The 20539-nt window shown below is 60.5% G+C and carries 23 protein-coding genes; 1 reads left to right on the top strand and 22 read right to left on the bottom strand.

Going from position 1 to position 20539, the window contains the following annotated elements; all coding sequences use genetic code 11:
• Positions 1 to 2: 2 nt before the first annotated feature.
• Entirely contained in the window at positions 3 to 659 is a 657-nt protein-coding gene (locus ACZLIF_RS06195; protein WP_464048686.1) for a fimbrial biogenesis chaperone, read from the bottom strand.
• 116 nt (positions 660 to 775) lie between these two features.
• A complete protein-coding gene (locus ACZLIF_RS06190) occupies positions 776 to 1273 on the bottom strand; it encodes a Csu type fimbrial protein (protein ID WP_197639576.1) in 498 nt (165 codons plus the stop codon).
• 660 nt (positions 1274 to 1933) lie between these two features.
• Here ACZLIF_RS06190 and ACZLIF_RS06185 point away from each other — a divergent pair.
• Positions 1934 to 2911 (top strand): hypothetical protein, encoded by a 978-nt coding sequence (locus ACZLIF_RS06185; protein ID WP_033833389.1) that lies wholly within the window; start codon positions 1934 to 1936, stop codon positions 2909 to 2911.
• Positions 2912 to 3040: 129 nt separating this feature from the next.
• On the opposite strand, the gene ACZLIF_RS06180 is transcribed toward ACZLIF_RS06185, so the two are convergent.
• The 20 genes from ACZLIF_RS06180 to ACZLIF_RS06085 all read right to left on the bottom strand — a co-directional run bounded on the left by ACZLIF_RS06180 (position 3041) and on the right by ACZLIF_RS06085 (position 20451).
• Entirely contained in the window at positions 3041 to 3499 is a 459-nt protein-coding gene (locus ACZLIF_RS06180) for a hypothetical protein (protein WP_033833388.1), read from the bottom strand.
• On the bottom strand, positions 3496 to 3954 hold the full coding sequence (locus ACZLIF_RS06175) for a hypothetical protein (RefSeq protein ID WP_032960331.1): 459 nt from the start codon (positions 3952 to 3954) through the stop codon (positions 3496 to 3498). The genes ACZLIF_RS06180 and ACZLIF_RS06175 overlap by 4 nt, the downstream gene beginning before the upstream one ends.
• Before the next feature lie 2 nt (positions 3955 to 3956).
• The gene (locus ACZLIF_RS06170; protein ID WP_033833387.1) at positions 3957 to 4337 is read right to left on the bottom strand and encodes a hypothetical protein; all 381 of its coding nucleotides are present in this window, start codon (positions 4335 to 4337) and stop codon (positions 3957 to 3959) included.
• Positions 4338 to 4548: 211 nt separating this feature from the next.
• Positions 4549 to 4806 carry a hypothetical protein gene (locus ACZLIF_RS06165; protein WP_032960334.1) on the bottom strand — a complete coding sequence of 86 codons (258 nt, stop codon included), beginning with the start codon at positions 4804 to 4806 and terminating at the stop codon, positions 4549 to 4551.
• Between the two features lie 75 nt (positions 4807 to 4881).
• A complete protein-coding gene (locus ACZLIF_RS06160; RefSeq protein ID WP_033833386.1) occupies positions 4882 to 7527 on the bottom strand; it encodes a DEAD/DEAH box helicase in 2646 nt (881 codons plus the stop codon).
• A gap of 2 nt (positions 7528 to 7529) precedes the next feature.
• Positions 7530 to 9137: a site-specific DNA-methyltransferase gene (locus ACZLIF_RS06155; protein WP_064239629.1), complete on the bottom strand. Its 1608-nt coding sequence runs from the start codon at positions 9135 to 9137 to the stop codon at positions 7530 to 7532.
• Positions 9138 to 9316: 179 nt separating this feature from the next.
• Positions 9317 to 9796 (bottom strand): hypothetical protein, encoded by a 480-nt coding sequence (locus ACZLIF_RS06150; protein ID WP_057502473.1) that lies wholly within the window; start codon positions 9794 to 9796, stop codon positions 9317 to 9319.
• A complete protein-coding gene (locus ACZLIF_RS06145) occupies positions 9793 to 10836 on the bottom strand; it encodes a hypothetical protein (RefSeq protein WP_139042369.1) in 1044 nt (347 codons plus the stop codon). Before ACZLIF_RS06145 ends, ACZLIF_RS06150 begins: the two co-directional genes overlap by 4 nt.
• Positions 10837 to 10904: 68 nt before the next feature.
• On the bottom strand, positions 10905 to 11219 hold the full coding sequence (locus ACZLIF_RS06140; RefSeq protein WP_139042370.1) for a hypothetical protein: 315 nt from the start codon (positions 11217 to 11219) through the stop codon (positions 10905 to 10907).
• Positions 11216 to 11536 (bottom strand): hypothetical protein, encoded by a 321-nt coding sequence (locus tag ACZLIF_RS06135; RefSeq protein WP_040008455.1) that lies wholly within the window; start codon positions 11534 to 11536, stop codon positions 11216 to 11218. The genes ACZLIF_RS06140 and ACZLIF_RS06135 overlap by 4 nt, the downstream gene beginning before the upstream one ends.
• A 187-nt stretch (positions 11537 to 11723) precedes the next feature.
• Complete coding sequence (locus ACZLIF_RS06130) at positions 11724 to 11933, bottom strand: hypothetical protein (RefSeq protein ID WP_008266166.1); 210 nt, start codon at positions 11931 to 11933, stop codon at positions 11724 to 11726.
• On the bottom strand, positions 11933 to 12517 hold the full coding sequence (locus tag ACZLIF_RS06125) for a hypothetical protein (RefSeq protein WP_024957517.1): 585 nt from the start codon (positions 12515 to 12517) through the stop codon (positions 11933 to 11935). The genes ACZLIF_RS06130 and ACZLIF_RS06125 overlap by 1 nt, the downstream gene beginning before the upstream one ends.
• Positions 12518 to 12623: 106 nt before the next feature.
• Positions 12624 to 14150 (bottom strand): ankyrin repeat domain-containing protein, encoded by a 1527-nt coding sequence (locus ACZLIF_RS06120; protein WP_464048685.1) that lies wholly within the window; start codon positions 14148 to 14150, stop codon positions 12624 to 12626.
• A 407-nt stretch (positions 14151 to 14557) separates the two neighbouring features.
• Positions 14558 to 15094, bottom strand: a complete 537-nt coding sequence (locus ACZLIF_RS06115; protein ID WP_464048684.1) for an NYN domain-containing protein — start codon at positions 15092 to 15094, stop codon at positions 14558 to 14560.
• A 256-nt stretch (positions 15095 to 15350) separates the two neighbouring features.
• Positions 15351 to 16364 carry an ArdC family protein gene (locus tag ACZLIF_RS06110; protein ID WP_464048683.1) on the bottom strand — a complete coding sequence of 338 codons (1014 nt, stop codon included), beginning with the start codon at positions 16362 to 16364 and terminating at the stop codon, positions 15351 to 15353.
• 66 nt (positions 16365 to 16430) lie between these two features.
• Positions 16431 to 16676 (bottom strand): hypothetical protein, encoded by a 246-nt coding sequence (locus tag ACZLIF_RS06105; protein WP_032960353.1) that lies wholly within the window; start codon positions 16674 to 16676, stop codon positions 16431 to 16433.
• Between the two features lie 64 nt (positions 16677 to 16740).
• Positions 16741 to 18390, bottom strand: a complete 1650-nt coding sequence (locus ACZLIF_RS06100) for a DNA primase family protein (RefSeq protein ID WP_197581596.1) — start codon at positions 18388 to 18390, stop codon at positions 16741 to 16743.
• A gap of 46 nt (positions 18391 to 18436) precedes the next feature.
• Positions 18437 to 18607 (bottom strand): ribbon-helix-helix protein, CopG family, encoded by a 171-nt coding sequence (locus tag ACZLIF_RS06095; protein WP_140222693.1) that lies wholly within the window; start codon positions 18605 to 18607, stop codon positions 18437 to 18439.
• 499 nt (positions 18608 to 19106) lie between these two features.
• Entirely contained in the window at positions 19107 to 19769 is a 663-nt protein-coding gene (locus tag ACZLIF_RS06090) for an N-6 DNA methylase (RefSeq protein WP_464048682.1), read from the bottom strand.
• Positions 19762 to 20451, bottom strand: coding sequence for a DNA N-6-adenine-methyltransferase (locus ACZLIF_RS06085; protein WP_464048681.1), 690 nt, complete (start codon positions 20449 to 20451; stop codon positions 19762 to 19764). Before ACZLIF_RS06085 ends, ACZLIF_RS06090 begins: the two co-directional genes overlap by 8 nt.
• Positions 20452 to 20539: the final 88 nt, after the last annotated feature.

The following is a 20539-nucleotide window of genomic DNA, read 5'->3' as shown; positions in this document are numbered from 1 at the left end:
CCTCAGTTCACGGGGACGGCGACGGGGGCCCCGTTGGCCGTGATTGAGAGCGTGGACGCTTTCAAGCCGGGCTTGAGCTCAACCAGCTTGCTCTGACCAGGGAGCACCCACCCCAGCGCCCCTTCGCGCCACGCCGGCATGCCTTGAGGACCGACGGCGGTCACGCGTGCGGCGGTGGGCCCGAAGTTGGTCAGCAGGAGACCTTTGGCGGTGAAGCGCGCCCTGAGCACGGGAGGACCGGCCTTGGCGTCTTCAAACCCCACCGGCAGGTTCTGGTGGATCAACAACTGCACCTGGCCCGCCGTGGACGGCTGGGGCAACTGGCGCAGCAGCACGCGGTAGTAGCCCGGCGTGCCGATGCCTTGGGTGCGCACCAACCGCACGGCCCGGCGGGACCCAGGCGGGATTTCGACAATGGACGGTGCCGCGAGCACCGCCTTGGCGGGGCTGGTCACGTCCTGCCCGCTGGCGTCTTGGGACCAGTCCAGCACCGTTACTTGGAAACGCTCGGGGGTTTTCCCATGGTTTTCCAAGGTCAACGCGCCCGATTTTTCCCCAGCCGGCGCCACGATGCTCGTGGGAAACAACGACACATTTCCCGCCCACGCAGGCACGGCGAACAATGAGCACAACGCAACGGCCAACAAACGCTTCAACATCACTCCTCCAAACCGATCACCTCCTTTGATCCAACCAAAACATTTAAAGTTGTCAACCCACCCCCAAAAGAAAACCCCCGGGGATTTCCGGGGGCTTTAAGGGAAACGGTTGAGGATCAATAAGTCAGGGTTACGGCGATGGTGTCGGAAAAGGTTCCGCCGGGCACCTTGTTCAGATCATAGAAGGCATAACCGATGCCGATCATCTGCTGCTCACCGGTTCCCACGCCCTCCCAAGCATCGGCCCCACTGCCCCATATCTGGCTGGCACCAGGATCCTTAAAGAGGCCGTAAGCGACGAAGTTTCCAGCACCATCCGACACGGCACGGTGATTGGGACGAGCAATCGCGGCGCCGTAGTTCAATCCATCGCCGGGCACGATGCTAAAGGCCGTGCCCTGGTTGCAACGCACCAGCAACGCGCCGTTGGAATAACCCTGCGTGCCGGACGCCAAGCCGTTGTATTCACCGCCGCCCAGCTGGGTCACGAGCAGGCTGCACTCGTTGTTCACGGTCGCAGAAATCATCAGGTCTTCGGTGACGTCAGCGGCGGACGCCGAAGCGGCAGAAAACGCGGCCATCAAGGCCAGAGAAAAAGAAAGGGTCTTGCGCATGAAAAATCCTCCTCGGATTTAGGGAAAGGGAAAAGGGCCCGGATTGGGCTTGCTTCACCAATACTCGATAAATCCATTTCCGCAAGAGGATCGGGCAACAAGATTTGGAGGCGCCAACCCAAGCGCTTGCACCGAAGGCACGAGTAAGCTAAAAAGCAACCGCCGGTCGCAGAAGCGTCGGTGTTGTGCCCGCATGCCAGTAGGCTCCGGGTGCCCGAGGTCCACCCAATGGGGGCGCGGGAATCTTTTTTTCGATTCCGGAGCCATCCATGACGACCAAGCGCCTCAAATCCATCCGCACATCCGCCTTCCATGCCCAGTCTGGCCGCTGCTTCTATTGCGGTCTGCCGATGTGGCTCGAAGCTCCATCAGAACTGGGACTGAAGTCCCGCAAGGCTCAAGCCTTTCAGTGCACCGCCGAACACCTGCTGGCCCAGCAAGACGGGGGCCGAGACGTGTCCGGGAACGTGGTGGCCGCACATGCCCGATGCAACCAGTGCAGGCATAAGCGGAAGGGGCCAGCCCCTTCCCCCGATGCTTTCCGCGCGCTCGTGATGAGGCGCGTCAACGCGGGGAAGTGGTGGCCCCAAAACCAGAAGTTCTGGCAACATCAGTCGACCCAGTAGGGGCGATGCCTTGCCCCACTGCAAGGAGGCTTTGATGTTGATTCGGGGGGCAGAACCCGTCAGTTGCTTTGGGCTAGCCGGCTGCGATGAGAACGCGGGCACCTATGCCCTGGGATGGTGCCTGGAGCAGTCCGCAGCGCTTCGTGCGGAGCTCTTCGGTGCCATGGGGCTTGATCCGTTGGCACAGGTGGCGCTTTCCAGCCAAGAGTTCGGCATGAAGGATCGCGGGTTCACTGATTTGGAGGTTCTTTCAGGCACGGCCTTTCATCTGGTGTTTGAAGCCAAGCGACACTGGCAGGTGGCCACGCATGCGCAACTTGCCCGGTATGTCCATCGCTTGGCCGACTCGAATGTGCAGCACAAGCGGCTCATCTCGGTCAGCGCGGCTCGGAAGGATTGGGCCGTTAGGCACCTTCCCGCGGACGTCAAGGGCATCCCCGTCGATCACCTCTCCTGGTCTGAAATCCGTGCCATGGCGAAGCGGGCTCATGCTGCGACCAGAAACCAAATCGAACGCTTGTGGCTGGACCAGCTCGCCTTGCACCTATCGGAATACGGAATGACCTCCAACGCGTTTGACTCGCTCGCCTATGTGGTTTCGCTAAGCCGAGACTTGATGCCCAGCTCTCAAGAGCTGACCTGGATCGATGTCGTCACCAAGCAGGGCAAGTATTTCCATCCCATCGGTGGCAATGGCTGGCCCACTGTCCCGCCGGCCTACATCGGCTTCCGCTACCTATCGCAGTTCCGAAGTGTCCACTTCATCGAGCGCGTAGACACGGTTGATCGGCTTCAGGACGTAGACCCGCATTGGCCGGAAACCCATTCTCCGCACTTCGTCTACACCCTTGGCCCCGCGATGCGTCCAGCGACGGTGTTGCCACTGGGGAACATTTACTACACCGCCCGGCACCGGGTCGCGTTGGATCTGCTTCTTAGCGGCAAAGCAGCCACGTATGAGGAGGCGGTTGCGCTCACCAAGGACCGCCAAGCCCAGCGAGGCGAGGCCTGACACCAGGCAAAAAAATAGGCCGGGGATGAGCCAGCAGAAGGATTCCGAGGAACAAGGGATGGGCAGAAGTATGCCCAGCCTCATTCGCAGTGGTAGAGACCCTTGGCCGAAATCCCGTCTGCCTCGATGTCAGGCGTGCGTGGGAAGCTTGACCAGTCCCATCCAGTCCGACTGCGCCGTGGAAGCGCTCGCCATCAGGGGCCCGTGCCCTGGGATGACCTTGAGCTGGTCCACGCCGGCCTGGTCTTGGGGGAAGAACGGGCCGTCTGGGCTGAATATGAAATGGTCTCCCTGCAGCGTGCCGCAGATTTGACAGTGGTTGGCCACGTAGGTCTGGTTGGCCGTCTGCGAGCAGTTGGGCTTGAGCCAGGGGGCCGCGGCCCTGACCCGGGCCATCGTGCCCACGTCCAGCTCGCTGACGTATTTCAGCAGCGATGGGCCGCCTTCCTCGGGATACTCCTCGTCCTCGTTGTCGAGGAACCCAGGCACCCAAATGGCGGTCACCACGATCGACTCCGAGCACTTCCAACAAGTGAACTTGCCCTGCAGCAGGGCGTAGCTGGTGGCCGTGATATTGAGATCGGTCATGGGGACTCGTCCACGTATGCACCGCGATCCCAGGAGCGGTAGCGCCAGGGCAACACTTCCTCCAAGAAGGTGACACGGGGGCTGGGGAGGTTCTTCAGCCCGCCGATGGCGGATTGAATGCCCTTGGCATTGGACTCTGGGACAAAGAGCCAGGGCCTGGCACTCCAATCCAGCGGCACACCGCTGTCCCGAGCCAGGGCTGCCCTGACCCCAGGCCAATGCTCGTCCCACGCCCGCAGACGGGCCAGCAGCGACGGCGCGCGTGCGGCGTAGGTGATTTCGCAGAGGTAGGCCGCCTGCTCCTTGAAGCTGACCGCGACGGCGTCGCAATACCAGTGCGGGCCGCTAGTATCCGGGTTCGCGCCTTCGTTGAGTTGGATGCAGCACTGGCTGTTGACGAACAGCGCTCGGTCGGCGCGCAGATAGTCCAGCACCACACCTTCGAAGTGATCCATCGCTATTTGGGCTCCATTGCGGTTCGCAGCTCTTCCAGCCGCTCGGCTATCTTGGCGCCGGAGAGCTTGCAGCCCCCAGCGCCGCAGACGTCTTTGACCATGACCAAGGAAATGACCGAGGCACGCAGGGGGTCTTTCTTGTTGCGCTCCAGCGCCTGCCATTCGTCTGGCAACGCAGTGAGCGCGGCCGGGGCTTCTTTGCCGGACAGGTATTGGAGGCAGTTTAACGGTGCCCAGGCCAGGCCGATCTCGTTGACCAGCAGGCTGCGCAGCTCGCGTTCGCCGGCCTTGCCTTCTGCCAGGTTCAGCACCGCGTGCGCGGCGACGATGGCCTTCTGCTGGGGGGACAACTTCGCGCTGGGCCAGTTTGTGGTGCGGACCATTTCCTTGCTCTCGACATTCTGGGCATTGCCAACCTAGACGCTCGCCGTATCGCAGCTTGAGACCTTAGCGGAGAACAGCCAACGGGAGGCTACGTGATCCGCCATGCGCTTCAGCCTTCGATCCATATCTAGGATTTCAACCAAGGCATCGCGGGCTCGTATAGCGGGCGATCAACGATCCGAGAATCAGCCCGTGCGATAAGCATCCCGTTTACATCCTTCGCCCGGGTCCATCCTTACCGCCCCCAAGCTCTCTCTTCATCTTGTCGCCCACGGCTCTGTCAAAAACTTGCGCGGCCTTGCTGTAGCGCCCCTTAGCCTGATTCACCAGCTTCCGCTTGAAAGGTGTAGGACTCTCCTTCGCGACCCTTTCAGCTTCTTCAAGCTCTTTTCCAGCCTTATCCATGCTTCCTTTAGCCAAGCGCACTCTGGCTTCAATCTTTCGTTGTTCGATCTCGTCTTCGGTCACACACCCTCCTTGCACTGTATGGTCAAGCGGCCTTCCGGTGTTCGTAATACGGGGGTGAACCCCACTCACACCTGATCATTTAGAGATCGCTGCTTTAAGTTGCTCGGTGATGCTGTTGCCCTTCTCGTCCCGCAGCTGGGCCATGAGGTAGACACCTCGGCCGTTGCTCTTAGCGGCCCATAGCTCGCCGATCATGCGCTTCTCCTTCTCGGAGTCCGCGGAGTAACGGTCACCACCCTTGTATTCAACGACGAGCAGTCGACCATCTTTAAGCCGCGCCACGAAGTCCGGGTAGGTGCGCTGCTTGGACGTCGGCATCCAGAACTGGCTCTTGTCCACCAAGTTGCGAACCCAGAACTCCACCTCATCCAGCTGGTCGATGGCCTGGGCGCAGAGGAACTCCTCACCCACCTTGCCCCCAGCGGTCTTCCATTGAAGATCGCCCACGAGGGGGTAGTAGTGCTTGCGGAAGCGATACGTGCCGCCTTGGTAGTAGGCATGCGCCGGATACTGGGTCATGTCCGCCGGGTAGGTGAACATCGCACCGGGCTCGTCGCTGACCACGATGTCGGCGTCGGCACCGAACAGCGCTTGCTGGAAGCCTTCCTTGAGCGCCTCCGCCTTGGCGATCTGAAGCTGCTCGCCGAGCTTCCGTCGGAGCACGAACTGGCCATTGAGCAGTTGCGATAGCGAGAAGCCCCGATCTTCGGACAGCCCGCTGATGGACCGGCGCAACCACTCCCGCAGCACGGGCTGCTTGACCGCCGGATCGCGGATCTTCTGGTCCAGCCAGCCGACCAAGTCCGCTTGAGTGCGGTCCTTGGCAAAGCCCGGCAGGTAGGTATTCACGTCGTCGTCGATCTTGGTGTAGCTCACTTTCGAATCGACCAGGTCCACCTCAAAGGTCTGGCTGTCGACGTTGAACTTGAGGCTGGACAGGTCCGGCGGATAGGCCAGCAAGTCCCAGGTGAAGCCCGGCGGCGTGGCGCCGCTCTCCACGAACTCCAGCTCGCCCTGCTCCATGACCCCCAGCCGCGGCACGCTGAACACCGCGCCGTTCTGGCTAGGGGCTTTGACGGCCTTGGCGGCGATCTGGTGCCGCTGGATTGTAGCCGCCGCTTCCTCGCGCTCCTTGGTTGGCACAGCCTTGGTGATCGCTTCCACGGTGGACTCGTCCACCTCGCCCGTGATCTCCACCGAGCCGCCCTTGCCTTCCTCGTTCGGAGTGAAAACAACGCTGGTCTGGTCCCGAGCAGGGATACCAGTAAGATCCGGTTGTTTGCTCACGGCAATGGTGGTCTTGGGCGTCACGGGAACCGGATTGACCTTGCCGCCTCGCAAGTCCAAGCCGGGCCCAGGTGTGGGATCCGCCAGCACCGCGCCCACGGCCTCCAGCGGGTTGAACCCGATGTCGATGAGCGACTTGGTGAGCTCTGCGGCAGCCAGATTGAACGCCGCAGTGGTGACGTGCGCGTAGGCCTTGTTCATGGCCTCCTGCTTGCGGCGGGTGGCATACGGCATGCGCAGCACGCGGCCCAGCAGCTGCTGGATGTCCTTGTCGCTCTTGACCTGGGCCACCGAGCAAAAGACGTAGGCAAAGGAGCAATCCCACCCTTCCTTGAGCGCTTGCTTGGTGATGATGACCTCGATGGGGCAGTCCTTGGCGAACAGGTCCACCCCGTCGATCTCCCGCTGATCGCCCGTGGCGATGGCAATCGCCTTCTCGGGCACCTTCTCGTTGTCGATGAGGTGCTTCTTGACCTCCTCGACCGTGGCGGTGCCTTTGGCGTTTTCGGCTTGGATGAGCAGGATCGGCCGGATGTAGTCCGGCTCGCCCAGCGCGGTCTTGCCCAACTCGTTGCGGCGGGCCACAGCGCTGCCCACGGCGACTTCCCATTGCCCCACGTGCTCCTTGAGCACGACTGGGAACTTGATCATGTCCGCGCCCTTGAGCTCAAAGGCACTGACGCTGACCAGCACGTTGCTCTTACTGGCTTCCGGCGTGGCCGTGAGCTCCACCACGACCTTGGCACCAAGCCGCTCGTAGACCTGGTAGGACAAGGGCGTGTTGGCATTGTGGGCTTCGTCGGTGATGACCAACGGACCGTGAAGTTTCAGCAGATTGGCAAAGGACGCGATGGCCTTTCCCGCCTTGTTCTGCTCCAAGTAGGGCAAATCGGACACGCTGCCGGCGAAATGGGGCTCTAGGTCCTCGTGGTGCTCATAGACCTTGCGCCCCTCCTGGTTCTCCACGCGCAGCGCGGCCATCGTCGAAATGACCACGCAGACCTTGGTTCCCAGATCAGCGGGGCGGATGTGGGTGAAGTCCTCCACATCGAACACGGCGACCTTGCCCCCGAACGCCTCGTCCAGTTCTTGCCGGTAGGGGTGTCGGGGGTTTTTGAAGGCTTCCAGCGTCTGGGTCTTGATCTGGGTGGTGGGGACCATCCACATGACCAGCGGAAACTCGCGCTCGAGGTAGGCGTCACCTGCCGCCTGGATGATGTGTGCGCCCATGACGGTTTTGCCGCCGCCCGTCGGAATGCGCAGGCACACGTAGGGCGAGGCCTCCAGATGAGGCATGGGTTTGTATTGCGTGACCAGACCGGCATCCACGTTCTTCTCAAACGCGGATGCGGCGCCAGTCAGCCGGGCGTCTTCGAGGAACTGGGCCAGGCTGGACAGGGCCCGCTGCTGATACACCTTGAGGGAGAGAGCCATGCTTAGCGTGCCTTGATGTCGTAGGGGGTCTGTTTGAAGGTGATCTGGAGTTCTTCCAGACGCTCCTTTGGCAAGTCGCAGGACTCCCCGTAGATCACCTTGGGCCCGTCAAAGGGCTGCAGGCCTTTCAACACCCGCTTGGTCAGCACGTTGCCGCCGGTCTTGCTCTCATCGCCCAAAATGCCGTTGAACAGCAGGTAGTAGCCGATCCCATGGTGCTCACCCAGGAACGACTGCTTCGGGGCTCGAGTGGAGCGTGCGGCACCAGTCTCGGCGAACCAGACGTGGGCGGCCAGGTGCTCGAACTTGATGCCGTCGCGGATGTGACCCTCGTCATCGAACACGGGCACGCCGAGCTTGTAGAAGCGAAAGCCACCGCCACCTTTCCAACCGACTTCTTTCGAAATACCTGATTGCTCTCCTTCCACAACGGATACAAGCCTCGCTTGGCAATGGCTTCGCGCCTGGTCACCTCGCTCAATACCAACAAACCTGCGATTGAGCTTCAAAGCAACTGCTGCTGTCGTCCCGCTTCCAAGAAAACTATCGAGAACAAGGTCCCCAGGTTTAGTCGTTAACTCAATGCAACGACGCAGGAGCCGCTCGGGCTTTTTACCTTTCTTAAATGTCACGCCGCCCTCGCCAGCAATACCCTCCCACGAGATATCACTCCAGATATTCGTAAGCATTGAGGAGGCGACAGGCTCTCCATCAATCTCAACAACGTTCTTGCTGTAGAAAAGGATTTGCTGACCGTCCAAGATGTAGACCGTATCGAGCGATTCGCCCCGCTCCAGCTTTAGAACCTCACCAGGTCGACTGAGAGACTCTTTCTTTAGATCAACGATTGCCTGACCCGCACCGGAGTCGCTAATGGATGCTAAGCGGCAGACTTGGCTTGAGTTCTTCAGAACCCACTTGTCGAAGTGCTGGAGAATAGACTTAGGGTGTTTGATCCTTGCGTTCCGTGGCACCTCAGCGTATTTATCGGCAAGAGACGAAAACCTCCATTCACTCTCAGGCAAATCCCGGTTCTCCAGCCAAAGGTTGTAGGCATAGTCAACACCGCGTGGAATGCGGGCACTTACGTCTTCAAACTTCTCTTTGTTCTTGGCATACCAAAGAATGTATTCCGATGCTTTGAATACACCAGGATTGACAGTGCTAAATGCAGAAGGAGAGCGGGCAGCGATAGTTATCCTGTTGACGAAGTTGGACCGGCCAAAAATCTCATCCAGCATCACCTTCGCATAGTCAACCTCGTTATCGTCCAGATGAAGAAAAAGAGATCCCTTCTCTGAAACAAGCTCGTGGATGAGTTCGAGCCTGGCATACATCATTGACAACCAAATCGAATGCTCGAAGTTGTCGTCGTATTTCGGGAACATCGCTCCGGTATTGAACGGCGGGTCTATGTAGACGCAACCAACCTGGCCGGCGTAGTAAGGCAGCAACGCCTTCAACGCATCCAGGTTGTCGCCCTCGATCAGCATGTTGGGAGCGTCCACCTCCCCATAGGACAAGCTTGCCACCGGCTCCAAGAGTCGATAGGGCGTCAGGGCGGAGCGGGTCAGGTCCTCATCACGGTCGGACCAGTTGAGCAGTGGCATCGAATACATCCCCTCGAACAGGCTCCAAGTATCCTTCAACGGGTGCATTTGGGCCAATCCCTAAGGGACCATCCGGCTCTAAATCATTGATCGAAATGAGCTTTGCGAAATAGGAAACCGGCGGGGCTTTAGAGCCTGACGACGCATCGGCACTTGGGCCTGGAGATATGTCTCGGCTACTACGTGCTGAGGCCCGCATTCCTGCAGTAGCGATACACGGCCGAGCTGCTCACCCCGAGCTCCCGCGCCAACTGAGCCCGGCTGACCTCCTTTAAGCGAGCCCGAACCTGGTCCAGGGCCAGCCCCCGCAAGGTGCGGTGCTCCGGCCCTTTCAGGACGCGCCCCAACCAAAGGGCTTGGCGGTCCAGGCCGATGGTGGCCGGCGACACGCCCAAGCGCTGGGCCACCTCGACCGAGGTCAGCCCGGCTCGGACCAGCCGCTGCACCTGCTGGCGACGCTCAGCGAGCTCGCGGGCTTGGCGGTCCCGGAACGCCTGCCGTCCGGAGCCCGCCAGGCGGTGCCGCCGGACAAAGCGGTTCACGGCTTGGTGGGTGACGCCCAGGCGTTGGGCCAAGGCGCGCTGAGTCCCCCCTTCGTCCAGCAAGGATTGAACCTGGGCCGGGGAGCGGCCGCCGAGGAAGCCTTTGCGTGGAATCATGATGGAGCGGCCTGACGACGTCGCCCATCGCGCGGCGCTTTGAGACCTGCTCTTTTCATGTAAACAGATATAGACGACGCGCTGACCCCAAGATGCAGAGCCACAGCGTTGGCCGTCTGGAATCGGACGAGCAGGATCTCGACCTCTGCTCGACTCAAGCCCGAGAGGGTCATTTTCTCCGCCGGTTTACGCATGCCCGGAAGCTTCAGCGGTTTGCGGTCGGTCGATGGTGTGTTGGCCTGGCGGCATCGCCCGTCCCGTGGCGCTTTGAGGCCGGCTCTCTTCATGTAAGAGGACACATGCGCCCCACTGGTTCCGAGATGCAACGCCACTGCCTTGATGGTCTGGAATCGAGCAAGAAGGGCCTCGATCTCTGCTCGACTCAAGCCCAAAAGGGTCATTTTCTCTGCCGGCAGACGCACACGCGGCAGCTTCAGCGCTTTGCGGTCGGCCGTTATGCACGCGTATGGCACGGCCAACTGTTGCGCCATTTCAGACACCGATAGGCCGGCCTCGCTCAACCGGCGCACCTCTTTGCGCCGAGCCAGAACAACCGCCTTCTTTCCGTTTTGCGGTATGTCCAGTTCGTATTTCTTGCAAAACAGGCTAACCGCTTGCTGCGTGACGCCGATCCGAGCCGCCACACGGGTGCGGGTGCCCAGTTCGTGGAGCAGGCTCAGCACTTCCTCAACCGAGTGCCCTGCAATGCTCCTCGGTTGTCGTTGGCAGACCGGCAACCGCAGTCCAAGGGCTTGAGCATCTTTCTGCAAGGTGTAAACAGCCACCCCGAGGAACCTTGCGATGTCCTTTCGTGCCATGCCGGCCTGAATGCAGGCGCGGACCGCATAGCGGCGTTGGCTCACATACGCCCGGTAGCGCTCCGAGGGCATGGCATCCGCAGGATCCACACGCTGGGCGTGCTCGATTTGCTCCGCTTCGCCGTGTGCGTTGCGGTGCGCGGCCAGGGCGTCGTCCACGTCCTTGCTGAAAGGCGTGTTGCGTTGGGCTGCGTCGTAGATGGCCCGGATGTCTGCGGGCATCGGCAACAGCTCGATGCCATCCGGCCCGGGAAGAACGCCTGGGGCAAACAAGGTGGACGGCTCGCGTGTCATCGGCCCACCCAGTAGCCCAGCCCCGCGCTAAGCAAGGTGGCCGCGTATAGAGCGGCGTCCTCAGCGCTGGAAATGTTGAGGGCCATTACCACCGCCCCGAATGCGAGCGTGAGGACGCAACCCGCGAAGATCCCCCCAAAAATCGCGAAATCCACGTAGAGCGATGCGTCGCGCTTCCCGGCGCAGAAAAGGGCCAGCGATTGCTTTACGGTCGGGTAAGTCAACGCGATCATAAAAGAGAGAAACGCCGCCGAGCAGAGAAACACAGCAAGGACCAGCACGGAAATAACTAGCATCGTCAACGCACTCATCCGCGCGACCTCCCCTTGCCCCAGAAAAAGGCCAGCAGACAGAGCACCGCGACCGTGCCGAGGACAAACAGGCCTCCCCCGGTGGCGAGCTGGTGCCAGACGCTGAAGGTGGCTTGGGCCAAGAACGCGGCGATGACCACCATCCCAACTCCAAACAGCCCGCCATGGATCACGACGCGGCCGTGCGTGCGAGCGTCTCGCTCACCGCCTCTTACCCGTTGCCAGGCTGCCTTGGCGTCGGCAAAGCGCTTCAGCGTCCAGAGAGGGACCAGGACCATGAGGCCGAGCAGGGTCAGCAAAAGAATCGCGCTCACCATGGGCGGCCCCCCGCGCGACTCCTCAGCGGGCGCGCCTGGAAAGTGAGAGGTTGGCCCCACTGGCTGGGCTTGAGATTCCATGCCATTGGCAGGTGGTGCAGCTCGCGAGGTTGCGCAGGGGAGCAGTCCATGCCGTCTAGAATGAGGTGACCGTAATGGTGGGCAATGCTTTTGAATGTGGCTCCCATTAGCGCCGCCCTTTGCCGGTCGTTGCCGCGTTGGCAGAGCGCACGCCCCAGCCCTTGGCTTGGCGCAACCGATCGATCTGGGCTGCTGCTTCGTGAGAAAGGCCCAGGTATCCGCTTTCGTCCATCAAAACGTGGCCTGGAGATTGCTTGAAGTCCTCGATGCTCAGCGCGGCATCGGGGCGCTTGCGGAAAAATGCGAGCCATTTCATCAGCGCTGCCCTCCAACGGCTACATTTTCTCTGCCCGCACCGATGACTACGGATACGGAAGCTGCCTCAAGCTCTGTAATCACTGGCTGCGCGGTCCCTTCGGAGCGGAGAAAAACTTGATCCCCCACCTCAAAAGCCCCCTGCTCGTCGCCCTGCATGTAGAACGGCAGAATGCGGCCAGCGATGCGCAGCGCACATACGCTGTCATCCACACCGTTGTTTCGCGTGTCGCGGCATGGGACGCGCTCATACGTCACTCGGAGCGTGTAGTAGCGCTGCGCCTCGTCAATCACCCACAGCGTGACGCTTTCGCGTGTTGCGGGGTTCTTCTTCAAGATTGAGTTGTAAGCCGCGTATGGGCCACGGCCCGGCGCTTCCATGGGTTCGAAGGACTGAACCCCGGTGGCGGTTTCCGTGGGGGACGCCTCCCAGGCGTGTGTGACCCTTACTGCGATGGTGTGCGGCGTGATCACGGTGGCATTCACCCCGACGGCAACGGCGACCGAATCGCTACGGGGCTCGGCGGCGCTGGCGGCAAGGGGGAGCAGGCTGGCAAGGGCCAGAGAAAGAATCAACGCGCGCATGAGGCCTCCTTTTTTGAATGGGTTGCACTACCCATAACAAACGGTTTGGTTTGCGCAAGGGGATCGGGAAAAGAAAAGGCGGCTTTCGCCGCCCTTTCCCTTGGCCCTAGAAGCGCGCTCGCAAGCGAGGGGCTTCCAGGGTTTGGCCGTCCTGCCCATGGGCCTTCATGGCCGCACCGACCTGCCGTTGGGCGTCGGCCCCAAACCCGCCTTCCGGTGGCTTCCAAGCATTGGCAGCGGGAAGAAGCTCGTCCAAGAGCTTGGATCGGTTGTGGGCTCGCAGCTCGTTCTCAGCGTTGTTCAAGAACGCCTTGGTCTCTCGGTTGCTCGCAAAATCGATGGGCTTCATACGAGGCTCGTTTCGAAAGCCGTTGACATGGTTGTCAAAGCCTTGCTCGCCGACGAGCTTACACCCCTTGTCCCAGTCCGCCCCTGCGAACACCAGTTCTCGGCAGAGTTCCGTTTTCCCCTGCTTCGCCGCTTCATGGAGGACGCTATAGCCGGCATAGTTGTTGTAGGCCCAGCCCTCGTCTCCGTCGATGTTGAACGTTCGGTTCCGACTGACCAGTTCTTCGTTAGGATCCACCTGCTCCAGCAGACGTTTGGCGTCGCCGGCCTCAACGAGGGCCACAATGTTGAGCACGCGGTCTTGCTCCTCCTTCGTCTGCCCCGCCTTTTCCGCGGCCTGCTCTTCCGCTTCGGCATCCCAATACCGATCCTCGTGGTAGTAATCCCGGGTCGCATAAGGGGTTTCCCCCCTGTCGTTCTCTACGTAGTGCTGGGGAACGCCTCGCCCCACCCCATTGACCAACTCTTCCATGGCGCGCTCGTCCGCGGTATGAGCAGGAATGTTTCCCTCCATGTCTTTTGCGTCAACCTGGGCGCCGGCCAGCACCAACGCCTGCACCATCTCCCCCGTTTTGACGTAATGAAGCGCGGTTCGGCCCAGCGCATCGGTGTCCCTCACACTGCCGCCCTGCCCCAACGCAGCGACAAGCTCGCTGGGCGTTTCGGCCAGGAAAATCGGGTCGGTCGCCGCATCGACGCGCTCACGCGGCGAAAAATCGTCTCGGTGGTTCCGAGCGTTTTCTCGATAAAGCACCGGATCATGTTTGAGCGCTGGCTCGCCATTGGAGTTCAGCAGGGAGGGATCGGCCTTGGCATCCAGCAAGCGCAGCACAACGCCTGGGTCGCTGGCCAGGTGGAGCGGGGTGTCTCCCCCGTCCGCCCGCAGATTCACGTCGGCGCCGGCATCGACAAGCATGTGGATATCGCCTTCAAGCCCTCGCTTCGCAGCGACATGCAGAGCGGATTGCCCTTGGCTCAGGGCATTGACATCCGCTCCGGCCTTCGCCAACAACGCCAAACCTTCCGCAGTAGGTTTTTCAGGCCACGCGGGTTCCCTTTGGTATGTGCTCAACAGGCGATCAAAAGGCGAACGCCCTTGTTTGTCCAACGCGTGAACATCCGCCCCAGCCGAGATAAGCAGCTCCATCTGCCAGGGCTCCTGACATTTATGCAAGGCGGAATCGCCGCGCGAGTCGCGATACCCTTTCACATCGGCGCCGTCTTCGATGGCCTGCCTCACCTCGTCCTCGAAGCGACCCTTCGTCTTCAGACCAGCGAAGGCCAAAGTGCTCCCCAACCGATCCGTTGCCTCATCGTTGAACGATGGGGGCGCACTCTGCGGGCCCAACCGGGTCCGACTAAAAGATGGGATCGCACCCTGGGCCTGCAGAGCGCTCTGTTGACCCGACCGGGTCCGATTGGAAGATGGGATCATCTGAGGACGTCCACCGCGTGAAACGTTTACCGGCTCCGCTGAAGCCACTGGTCGCTGGCTTGAATCATCCAAGCGTTCCCGGACCGGGGTTTCGGGCGGCTCAGAAGGAACCGCACTTGGAAGTTCTTTATCCTTTTGACGGATGAAGGGTCGAAGTAGATTTGAGAAGACGTTGCCAGCCATGGTTCCTCCGCTCGATGGTGATACCCATGTCTTAACAAAGAAAGGGAGATGCGCAAGGGCGACGGACTGCTTATTTACGCGGCCTTGAGGAACTTGTTCCTCGGACGCTGGAGCCGCATCAGGCTTTTCAAGTGGGACTGCAAGCTCACAACATTGCAGCCTGACCATCGAAGCGATTCCGCCAGACCATGATCCCAGAACGCAACCGACACCGAGATCCCTCTTACCTTCAACCGGTTGATCGCGGGCAAGTAGTCCGCATCCCCGGCGACGACGATGACCTCGTCGCCCGCCTCGTAACTGGTGAAGCTATCTGAAATCAAGTCAGCGACCAACGCAGTGTCAACGCCCTTCTCCCTGTCTTCCAGGCGCTTGACGAAGCTAGGAACGAAGCCTGCCTTTGAGGTCTCTGCGATCAACACATGCCTTTCAGCAGCACTTCTAAATGATCCGTAGATTCGCGCCGCCTTGGACTGCTCGCCGAACGAAAGCATTTCACGAAGGGCGTGGTAGTTGCACACCGCGATACCGGTTTTCCAATGCGGAGACCCCAGCAGATCGTGCGCCGTAGCGCGCAGGTTGCTGTCGTCGACGTAGATCAGGCTTGCCATACTCCCTCCAAATGCTTTGATACTTCATGCATAGCAAAGCAATGGATTTCCGCAAGACCAGCAAATATGAGGGCGGCCTAAGCCGCCCTTTCTCCGTTTCCTCTTTGAAGCAAGCGTAAAAAGCTTAAGAGAAAGCCACCACCCAGTGAGTCGAAATCGAAAATCCCTAACTAGGCGCTCTTTTCCATCCAGCCAGGATCTGCCCTGACTTACCTATATCTATCTCAAAAATGCGAATGATCAAGCCCCACCAGCGTTAAGCCACCTGGCGTTCCTTGCGTCGCGATGGGGACTTTCGGCCGGCTTCCGCCTTTCGCCCCTGCTCCATGTCCTGCTCATTCTTGACCTGGGGCAGCGGCTCACGCTCGAACGTCGGGATGTCGAGGAAGGTCATGACCTTCTCCGCTTGGCTGGCTGCGCGGAACAGGGTCCTAGGGTCGTCGGCAAGGGCCTTCATCCAACTCTGCAGGTAGCCGGCGTGCTGTTCTTCGTGTTCTTTCCCCAGGCCGATTCCAAGGCGCTCGGAAATGAAAAGGCTGGACAGCTCTGCCACCAGTTCCTCCTTGGCATACCCCTCCGTCCCAAATCGCCCGGTTAGATCGCGGTTGAGCCGGTGCTTCGCCCCAGTCCAATGGGCCAGTTCGTGGAGCACGGTTGACGCATAACTAATCGGGTCTTGAAAGCTGCCGGCTTTCGGAACGTGGATGCTGTCGGTAGCAACGGAGTAGAACGCTCGGTTGCCACCGTCGTGATGGAGTTTTGGTTGGTGCTTGTCCAACAACTCCCGCAGACGCAAGTTGCGGATCGACTCGGGCATGATGAAGGGCGGCGGGGGCTCGGGCATGCCGTCCATTTGGCTGGCATTGAACACCGTGGCGACGAACACCGATGGTCCCTGGTATCCGCTCTTCTCTTCGCCTTCGGTCAACGGCTCGGCACCGTCTTTGGCTTTGCCGGCCTTGCTGAAATCCCAGTAGGCGATCTGCTGGCCCTTCTCGCCGCGCTTGACCTGGGCTCCGATGTTTTCTGCTTGGCGATAGGTCAACCATCGGTTGTCCTGGTAGCCGTGGACCAGTTGAGCGCCGCGCAGGATCAGCGTGTTGGAGCCCCGATAGGCCTTCCCAGTGGTTGGGTTCCACGGCCCGTTGATCGAGCCGTTCTGCGGGGCGTCGGGGTCGTTCCAGGGCCGGCGCCAGGGGATGGTGCCCTGCTTCATCAAATCGAGCATGCGCTCGGCAGTGGCTTGGATTAGATCGGAATACTTGGACATGGCGTGGTGCCTCAAATCTTTTTCAACCGCCTGCGCCTCTCAGCAGGTGGTTGTGGGTGGATGGGGTCAGAACTCGATATGAAGGGTCAGTGTCTTCCGGTGATACAAAGCTCGCCGCACCAGCTCGGCGATTTCATCCTCGCTGCGCAATCCCTGGTCGCCGTCTTTGCCAAGACGGACATGGAGACCAAACCCGCTCTGCACGAGCAAGTATTGCGGGTCCGCTTCCGGCGTCTCTGGGCTCTCTAGATCGGCCGGGCTGATGGCCGATTCGGGGAACGCGTCGTCGGGGATGTGGTTGGGCGATGGCATGCGGGGGCTCCGTTTTGGTTTGGATACCCCTTTGCAATAGCGCAACGTCGCCGGTTGTAAAGGCCTACGCGGCTTCAGCCATCGGTGCGCCCGACAGGAGGTCGATGGCTTCCATGGCCTCTTTGCTCAGAGGGTCACCCAACGGAACCTCCTCGTCCGGGATGGACTGGGGAGCCCCGCCCTCCAGGCGCGGCTTCAATCCCCCCACGCGCAGGTTGACCCAGCGCTCGGCCTTCGATCCCTTCGTCGCCTTCTTCTGCTTCTGCTGGAGCCCCGGCATCCGTTCGCGCACCCGCTTCCAAAGCTCTTCAGCACCCACCGGCTTGCGGCCCAGCTCATCCAGAACGTAGTTTCGGTAGTCTGCATAGATGTCGTTCTTGTCGGTCCACGTGCCTTCTTCTTCGATGACCATGCGCTCGGCGAAATAAGATGCCGTGGTGTCCGTCTCGTGCCGGGTCTGCTCGGCCAGCGCTTTGACGGCCTCGGGCATTTCCTCGGGCAGGCCGCCACGCTCAATGAGGCGCATGGCCCCCTCCAGCAGCCAGTCGATGATCACGGCCATTTCCGCCGGGTCCTCGGTCAGCTTCTTGTGGAAGTCCGGATCGCGGTCCTTGTCGTTCTCGGCCAGGCGCACATTGAACGGGATCATGCAAATTTTTCGCCAGAAGCCGTGTTCGTGACTCGTCACCGAGAACATGGCGTTCAGTGCCAGGAAGAGCGTGCCGCGCGGCACCGTGGTGTAGGCATCTTTGCCCTTGTTCTCCGCTGACATGGGATCGCGCGAGATAAGCGCCTTCAAGACCTGCTGGATAGGATCGGAGAGGACCTTGGGCGCCTCTGTCGCCAGATAAAGAGTCTTGGAAGCGAGAGGTGCCATGGCGAACTGCCCATCCAGCTTGTCGATGCGGACCGCAGTGTTCTTGGGGTGGATGGCTCGCAGGACGTGAAGCAAGGTGCTCTTGCCGTTGCTGCCGCTTCCCAGCAACAGGAAGGCTTTTTCCAGGCACATCGGCATGACCGACGACGCCATGGCTTCTTGAAGCAACCCTCGCACGGCCATGTCAGGCATGAAGCGATCCAGATATTTGGCCCACCGCGACTTGGGGTCCAACGGCTTGGGGGTGTAACGACCCGACTTCACCTGGTCCAGGTTGAGCTTCGCTGGAACAAGAGATGTGATCCCGTGTTTGGGGTCGGCCGGCAGGTATTCGATGTAGGCCTTCTTGTTAGCGTCCTTGAGGATCTCCAGGTAACCGCCCTTCAGCGGCACGATGGCCCGATGCTGGCTTTCAGGCAACTTCATGCCAGGCAAGCGGATCATTTCGAGCATGGCCGTCTTGACGCAGCTGGTTGCGCTGCTCTGCTTGGCGTCCTCCGGGGCGTGCTTGCGCATCCAGTCCAACGCGTGGGCTTCTACTTCCCGGGTGGCTTGCAGGGCCCAGATGCCTTCGGACTCATCCCACTGATACAGGGAAACGTCGATCTCGCCGTTGTCCATCTTGCCGCCGATGCGAAACTGGTTGCCGCGGCGCATATCGTCGGCATAGGCCAGCTCAAACGAGAGGTCTTCCCCGATCACACCCAGGTCATCCGTGGCGTCGTTGGGATTGGCTTCGGCCCCAAAGGCCTTGCCCTTTTTCTTCGGAGCCTGATCAACGGCGTCGCCATTGGCCTCCCCGCCCTTGACAGGGCCAGTCTTCGACTTACTCTTCATGTTGTAATCCCTAGTTGTAAACGCCCCGGTTCGCACCCGGGGTTTTTTATGCCGCTTGACTGGGGCGATGCACCCACTCTTGAAGCGCCTGACGCATGGCCTCGGAAGGGGTTTGCCCACGGGCCACCGCCGTCTCCTCCACCAACGCCTTAAAACTTTTGCTGACCCGGGCCTTCAACAACTCATCCCGTGCGGTCTTTTCGCGTTTCGTCTTCACTGCCTGCTCCGTTTCTTGATTTGTGGTCCTGTTGTGGCCACAAATCCATCTAAGCAGGCTTTACGGAACTGGCAAGGGCTCGCGCCAACGGATGTTCGTTTCTGCTTTTGATGCTCCAGAAACACTTGAAAGTGTGAAATACCTCAAGCATCAGCCTTGGAGGTAACAAGTGCTTGTTACCCACTTGTTACCCTTCAAACCCTTATGTTTACTGGGGGTAACAGGTGGTAACAAGGTAACAAGTGGTTTAAGAGATCCACGCAAGAAAAATCCACTCACCGCTCACAACATCCATGCATACATCCATCGGGAGCTCGCGATCCACCCGTTACCCTGTTACCCCTTGTTACCTCCTTATGGGACAAGGCTTTCACGGGTAACAAGGGGGTAACAGGTGCTTGTTACCTGTTAGGAAAAACAAGAGCAAAAGCGGCTTGAAGCAAGAGCCGGCGGCTGCTCGCCGCCGAGTCTTGAAGAGGGAAAGGCGGGCCTCCGGCCTCTACTCGTAGAGGTGGAAGTGGGACCAAAACCCGGGGCGCCTGGGACCGATCAGTTCGTTCCCCCCCGTGACTTTGACCGCCCCAAGCGGCAAGAAATGAAACGTTTGATTCGCGTGGATCTGCAAAGCCGTCATCGCTGCGCACAACGGATCGATGTCCCCCGCCAGCACCAGGATTTTTTCGCTTGGAAGGTGTTTCAGTTGACTCCTGATCGCGGCAAGGGCCAGCGAACCCGCGCCGCAACAGCTGTCGTAGACCTTGGCCCCGCCCTCACCAGGCCGATGCCTGGTGGCAAGGGCTTGAACCAGATCGAGAAGATCGCCGGGAGTGAAAGACTGCCCCAGCCCTTCTCCACCCTTCCTGCCCAGCAGCTCTGCATGGACTTGTCCCAGGACATCGTCAAACGGCCTGCTTGCGAAGACCGCTTTGATGTAAGCGTTGATGGCTGCTACAACTTCCGGTGCCTCTTCGACATTTTTTTTCAAGGGGCCAAAAGCAAGGACTTTGGGATCGAGGTAACCCTTGGTATCTGCGTGGATATGCCCCATCGACATCAGCGCGTGCTGAACAAACGTTTCGACTGCACTCTGCGGATTCCACGGCTTGCCAGACGTGGAAGGAATGGCCCGGATGGCCTTCACAAGCTTGGCGACCTCATTCATCGTTGGCCGCCCCCACGCCCCCGCCTACCCCAAAACTCGCCCGGGCCACGTCCAGCTCCAGGAAGCACCCGCGGATCTGCCCCTCCTTGACCGCCCGCTTCAGTCGACGGGCACCCTCGTCCCCGTAAGCGATCCACGCCGGGCCAGCAGGAGGCGCATCCCCCACGTCTCCGTTTGCCCGGTGGAACTTCAATCGGCCTTCCTGGAACACCACCGCACTGACGTTGGGGTGGTTCAGCACGAAGCACTGGAACCAGCGGGTCTCGGTTCGCGCAAACACCAGGGCGATGCCACCGGCCGGGTGCTCGGCCAGCTTCTGCATCCAGATTTCTTGGCCGCGGCCAAACGGAGGATTCATGAACACGAAGGCGTCTTCGGGCCAGGCCGTCGTCAGGCCGTCGTTGCTCGGCTTGAGCATCCGAGTCGCGGTGGGCCAAGGCATGCCCTCCTCCGGCGTGCAAGGGTCGAGGTCAAACGGCCCCAGTCCCGTGAAGCCTTCCCTTGGGCTGCCCCAAATAAGCTCCGGCGGGGTGAGCCAGGTGTCCGTGCTTTGTGCTGCAGGCAGACGGTCGTAACCGACCGTGGAGGACGCGAGCTTGGTGGCGCGAGGGGCGGAGGTGCTCTTGCGCTGCTTCGGCAGGGACAGCGCGCTGGTATTGAGTGGGTGAGCAACAGTGTTCATGGGGAATCTCCAGGTTTTTGGGCAAAGCTCCGCCAGCACGGCTTAAAGGCCGTGTTTCGCGAACGGGGTTGTAAGGGTTGGGCCAGGC

The organism is Stenotrophomonas sp. 2201_Sma (assembly GCF_056486685.1).
Note: the sequence above shows the minus strand (reverse complement) of the source record. Positions and strands in the feature narration are given on the sequence as shown.

Bases quoted from the DNA above. Each gene is read 5' to 3' on its own strand.
- ACZLIF_RS06100 (WP_197581596.1), bottom strand. From the start codon at position 18,390: ATGAAGAGTAAGTCGAAGACTGGCCCTGTCAAGGGCGGGGAGGCCAAT.
- ACZLIF_RS06105 (WP_032960353.1), bottom strand. From the start codon at position 16,676: ATGCCATCGCCCAACCACATCCCCGACGACGCGTTCCCCGAATCGGCC.
- ACZLIF_RS06135 (WP_040008455.1), bottom strand. From the start codon at position 11,536: ATGGTGAGCGCGATTCTTTTGCTGACCCTGCTCGGCCTCATGGTCCTG.
- ACZLIF_RS06185 (WP_033833389.1), top strand. From the start codon at position 1,934: ATGTTGATTCGGGGGGCAGAACCCGTCAGTTGCTTTGGGCTAGCCGGC.
- ACZLIF_RS06110 (WP_464048683.1), bottom strand. From the start codon at position 16,364: ATGTCCAAGTATTCCGATCTAATCCAAGCCACTGCCGAGCGCATGCTC.
- ACZLIF_RS06150 (WP_057502473.1), bottom strand. From the start codon at position 9,796: ATGATTCCACGCAAAGGCTTCCTCGGCGGCCGCTCCCCGGCCCAGGTT.
- ACZLIF_RS06170 (WP_033833387.1), bottom strand. From the start codon at position 4,337: ATGGTCCGCACCACAAACTGGCCCAGCGCGAAGTTGTCCCCCCAGCAG.
- ACZLIF_RS06140 (WP_139042370.1), bottom strand. From the start codon at position 11,219: ATGAGTGCGTTGACGATGCTAGTTATTTCCGTGCTGGTCCTTGCTGTG.
- ACZLIF_RS06180 (WP_033833388.1), bottom strand. From the start codon at position 3,499: ATGACCGATCTCAATATCACGGCCACCAGCTACGCCCTGCTGCAGGGC.
- ACZLIF_RS06155 (WP_064239629.1), bottom strand. From the start codon at position 9,137: ATGCCACTGCTCAACTGGTCCGACCGTGATGAGGACCTGACCCGCTCC.
- ACZLIF_RS06130 (WP_008266166.1), bottom strand. From the start codon at position 11,933: ATGAAATGGCTCGCATTTTTCCGCAAGCGCCCCGATGCCGCGCTGAGC.
- ACZLIF_RS06115 (WP_464048684.1), bottom strand. From the start codon at position 15,094: ATGGCAAGCCTGATCTACGTCGACGACAGCAACCTGCGCGCTACGGCG.
- ACZLIF_RS06125 (WP_024957517.1), bottom strand. From the start codon at position 12,517: ATGCGCGCGTTGATTCTTTCTCTGGCCCTTGCCAGCCTGCTCCCCCTT.
- ACZLIF_RS06175 (WP_032960331.1), bottom strand. From the start codon at position 3,954: ATGGATCACTTCGAAGGTGTGGTGCTGGACTATCTGCGCGCCGACCGA.
- ACZLIF_RS06195 (WP_464048686.1), bottom strand. From the start codon at position 659: ATGTTGAAGCGTTTGTTGGCCGTTGCGTTGTGCTCATTGTTCGCCGTG.
- ACZLIF_RS06145 (WP_139042369.1), bottom strand. From the start codon at position 10,836: ATGCCCGCAGACATCCGGGCCATCTACGACGCAGCCCAACGCAACACG.
- ACZLIF_RS06190 (WP_197639576.1), bottom strand. From the start codon at position 1,273: ATGCGCAAGACCCTTTCTTTTTCTCTGGCCTTGATGGCCGCGTTTTCT.
- ACZLIF_RS06085 (WP_464048681.1), bottom strand. From the start codon at position 20,451: ATGAACACTGTTGCTCACCCACTCAATACCAGCGCGCTGTCCCTGCCG.
- ACZLIF_RS06090 (WP_464048682.1), bottom strand. From the start codon at position 19,769: ATGAATGAGGTCGCCAAGCTTGTGAAGGCCATCCGGGCCATTCCTTCC.
- ACZLIF_RS06160 (WP_033833386.1), bottom strand. From the start codon at position 7,527: ATGGCTCTCTCCCTCAAGGTGTATCAGCAGCGGGCCCTGTCCAGCCTG.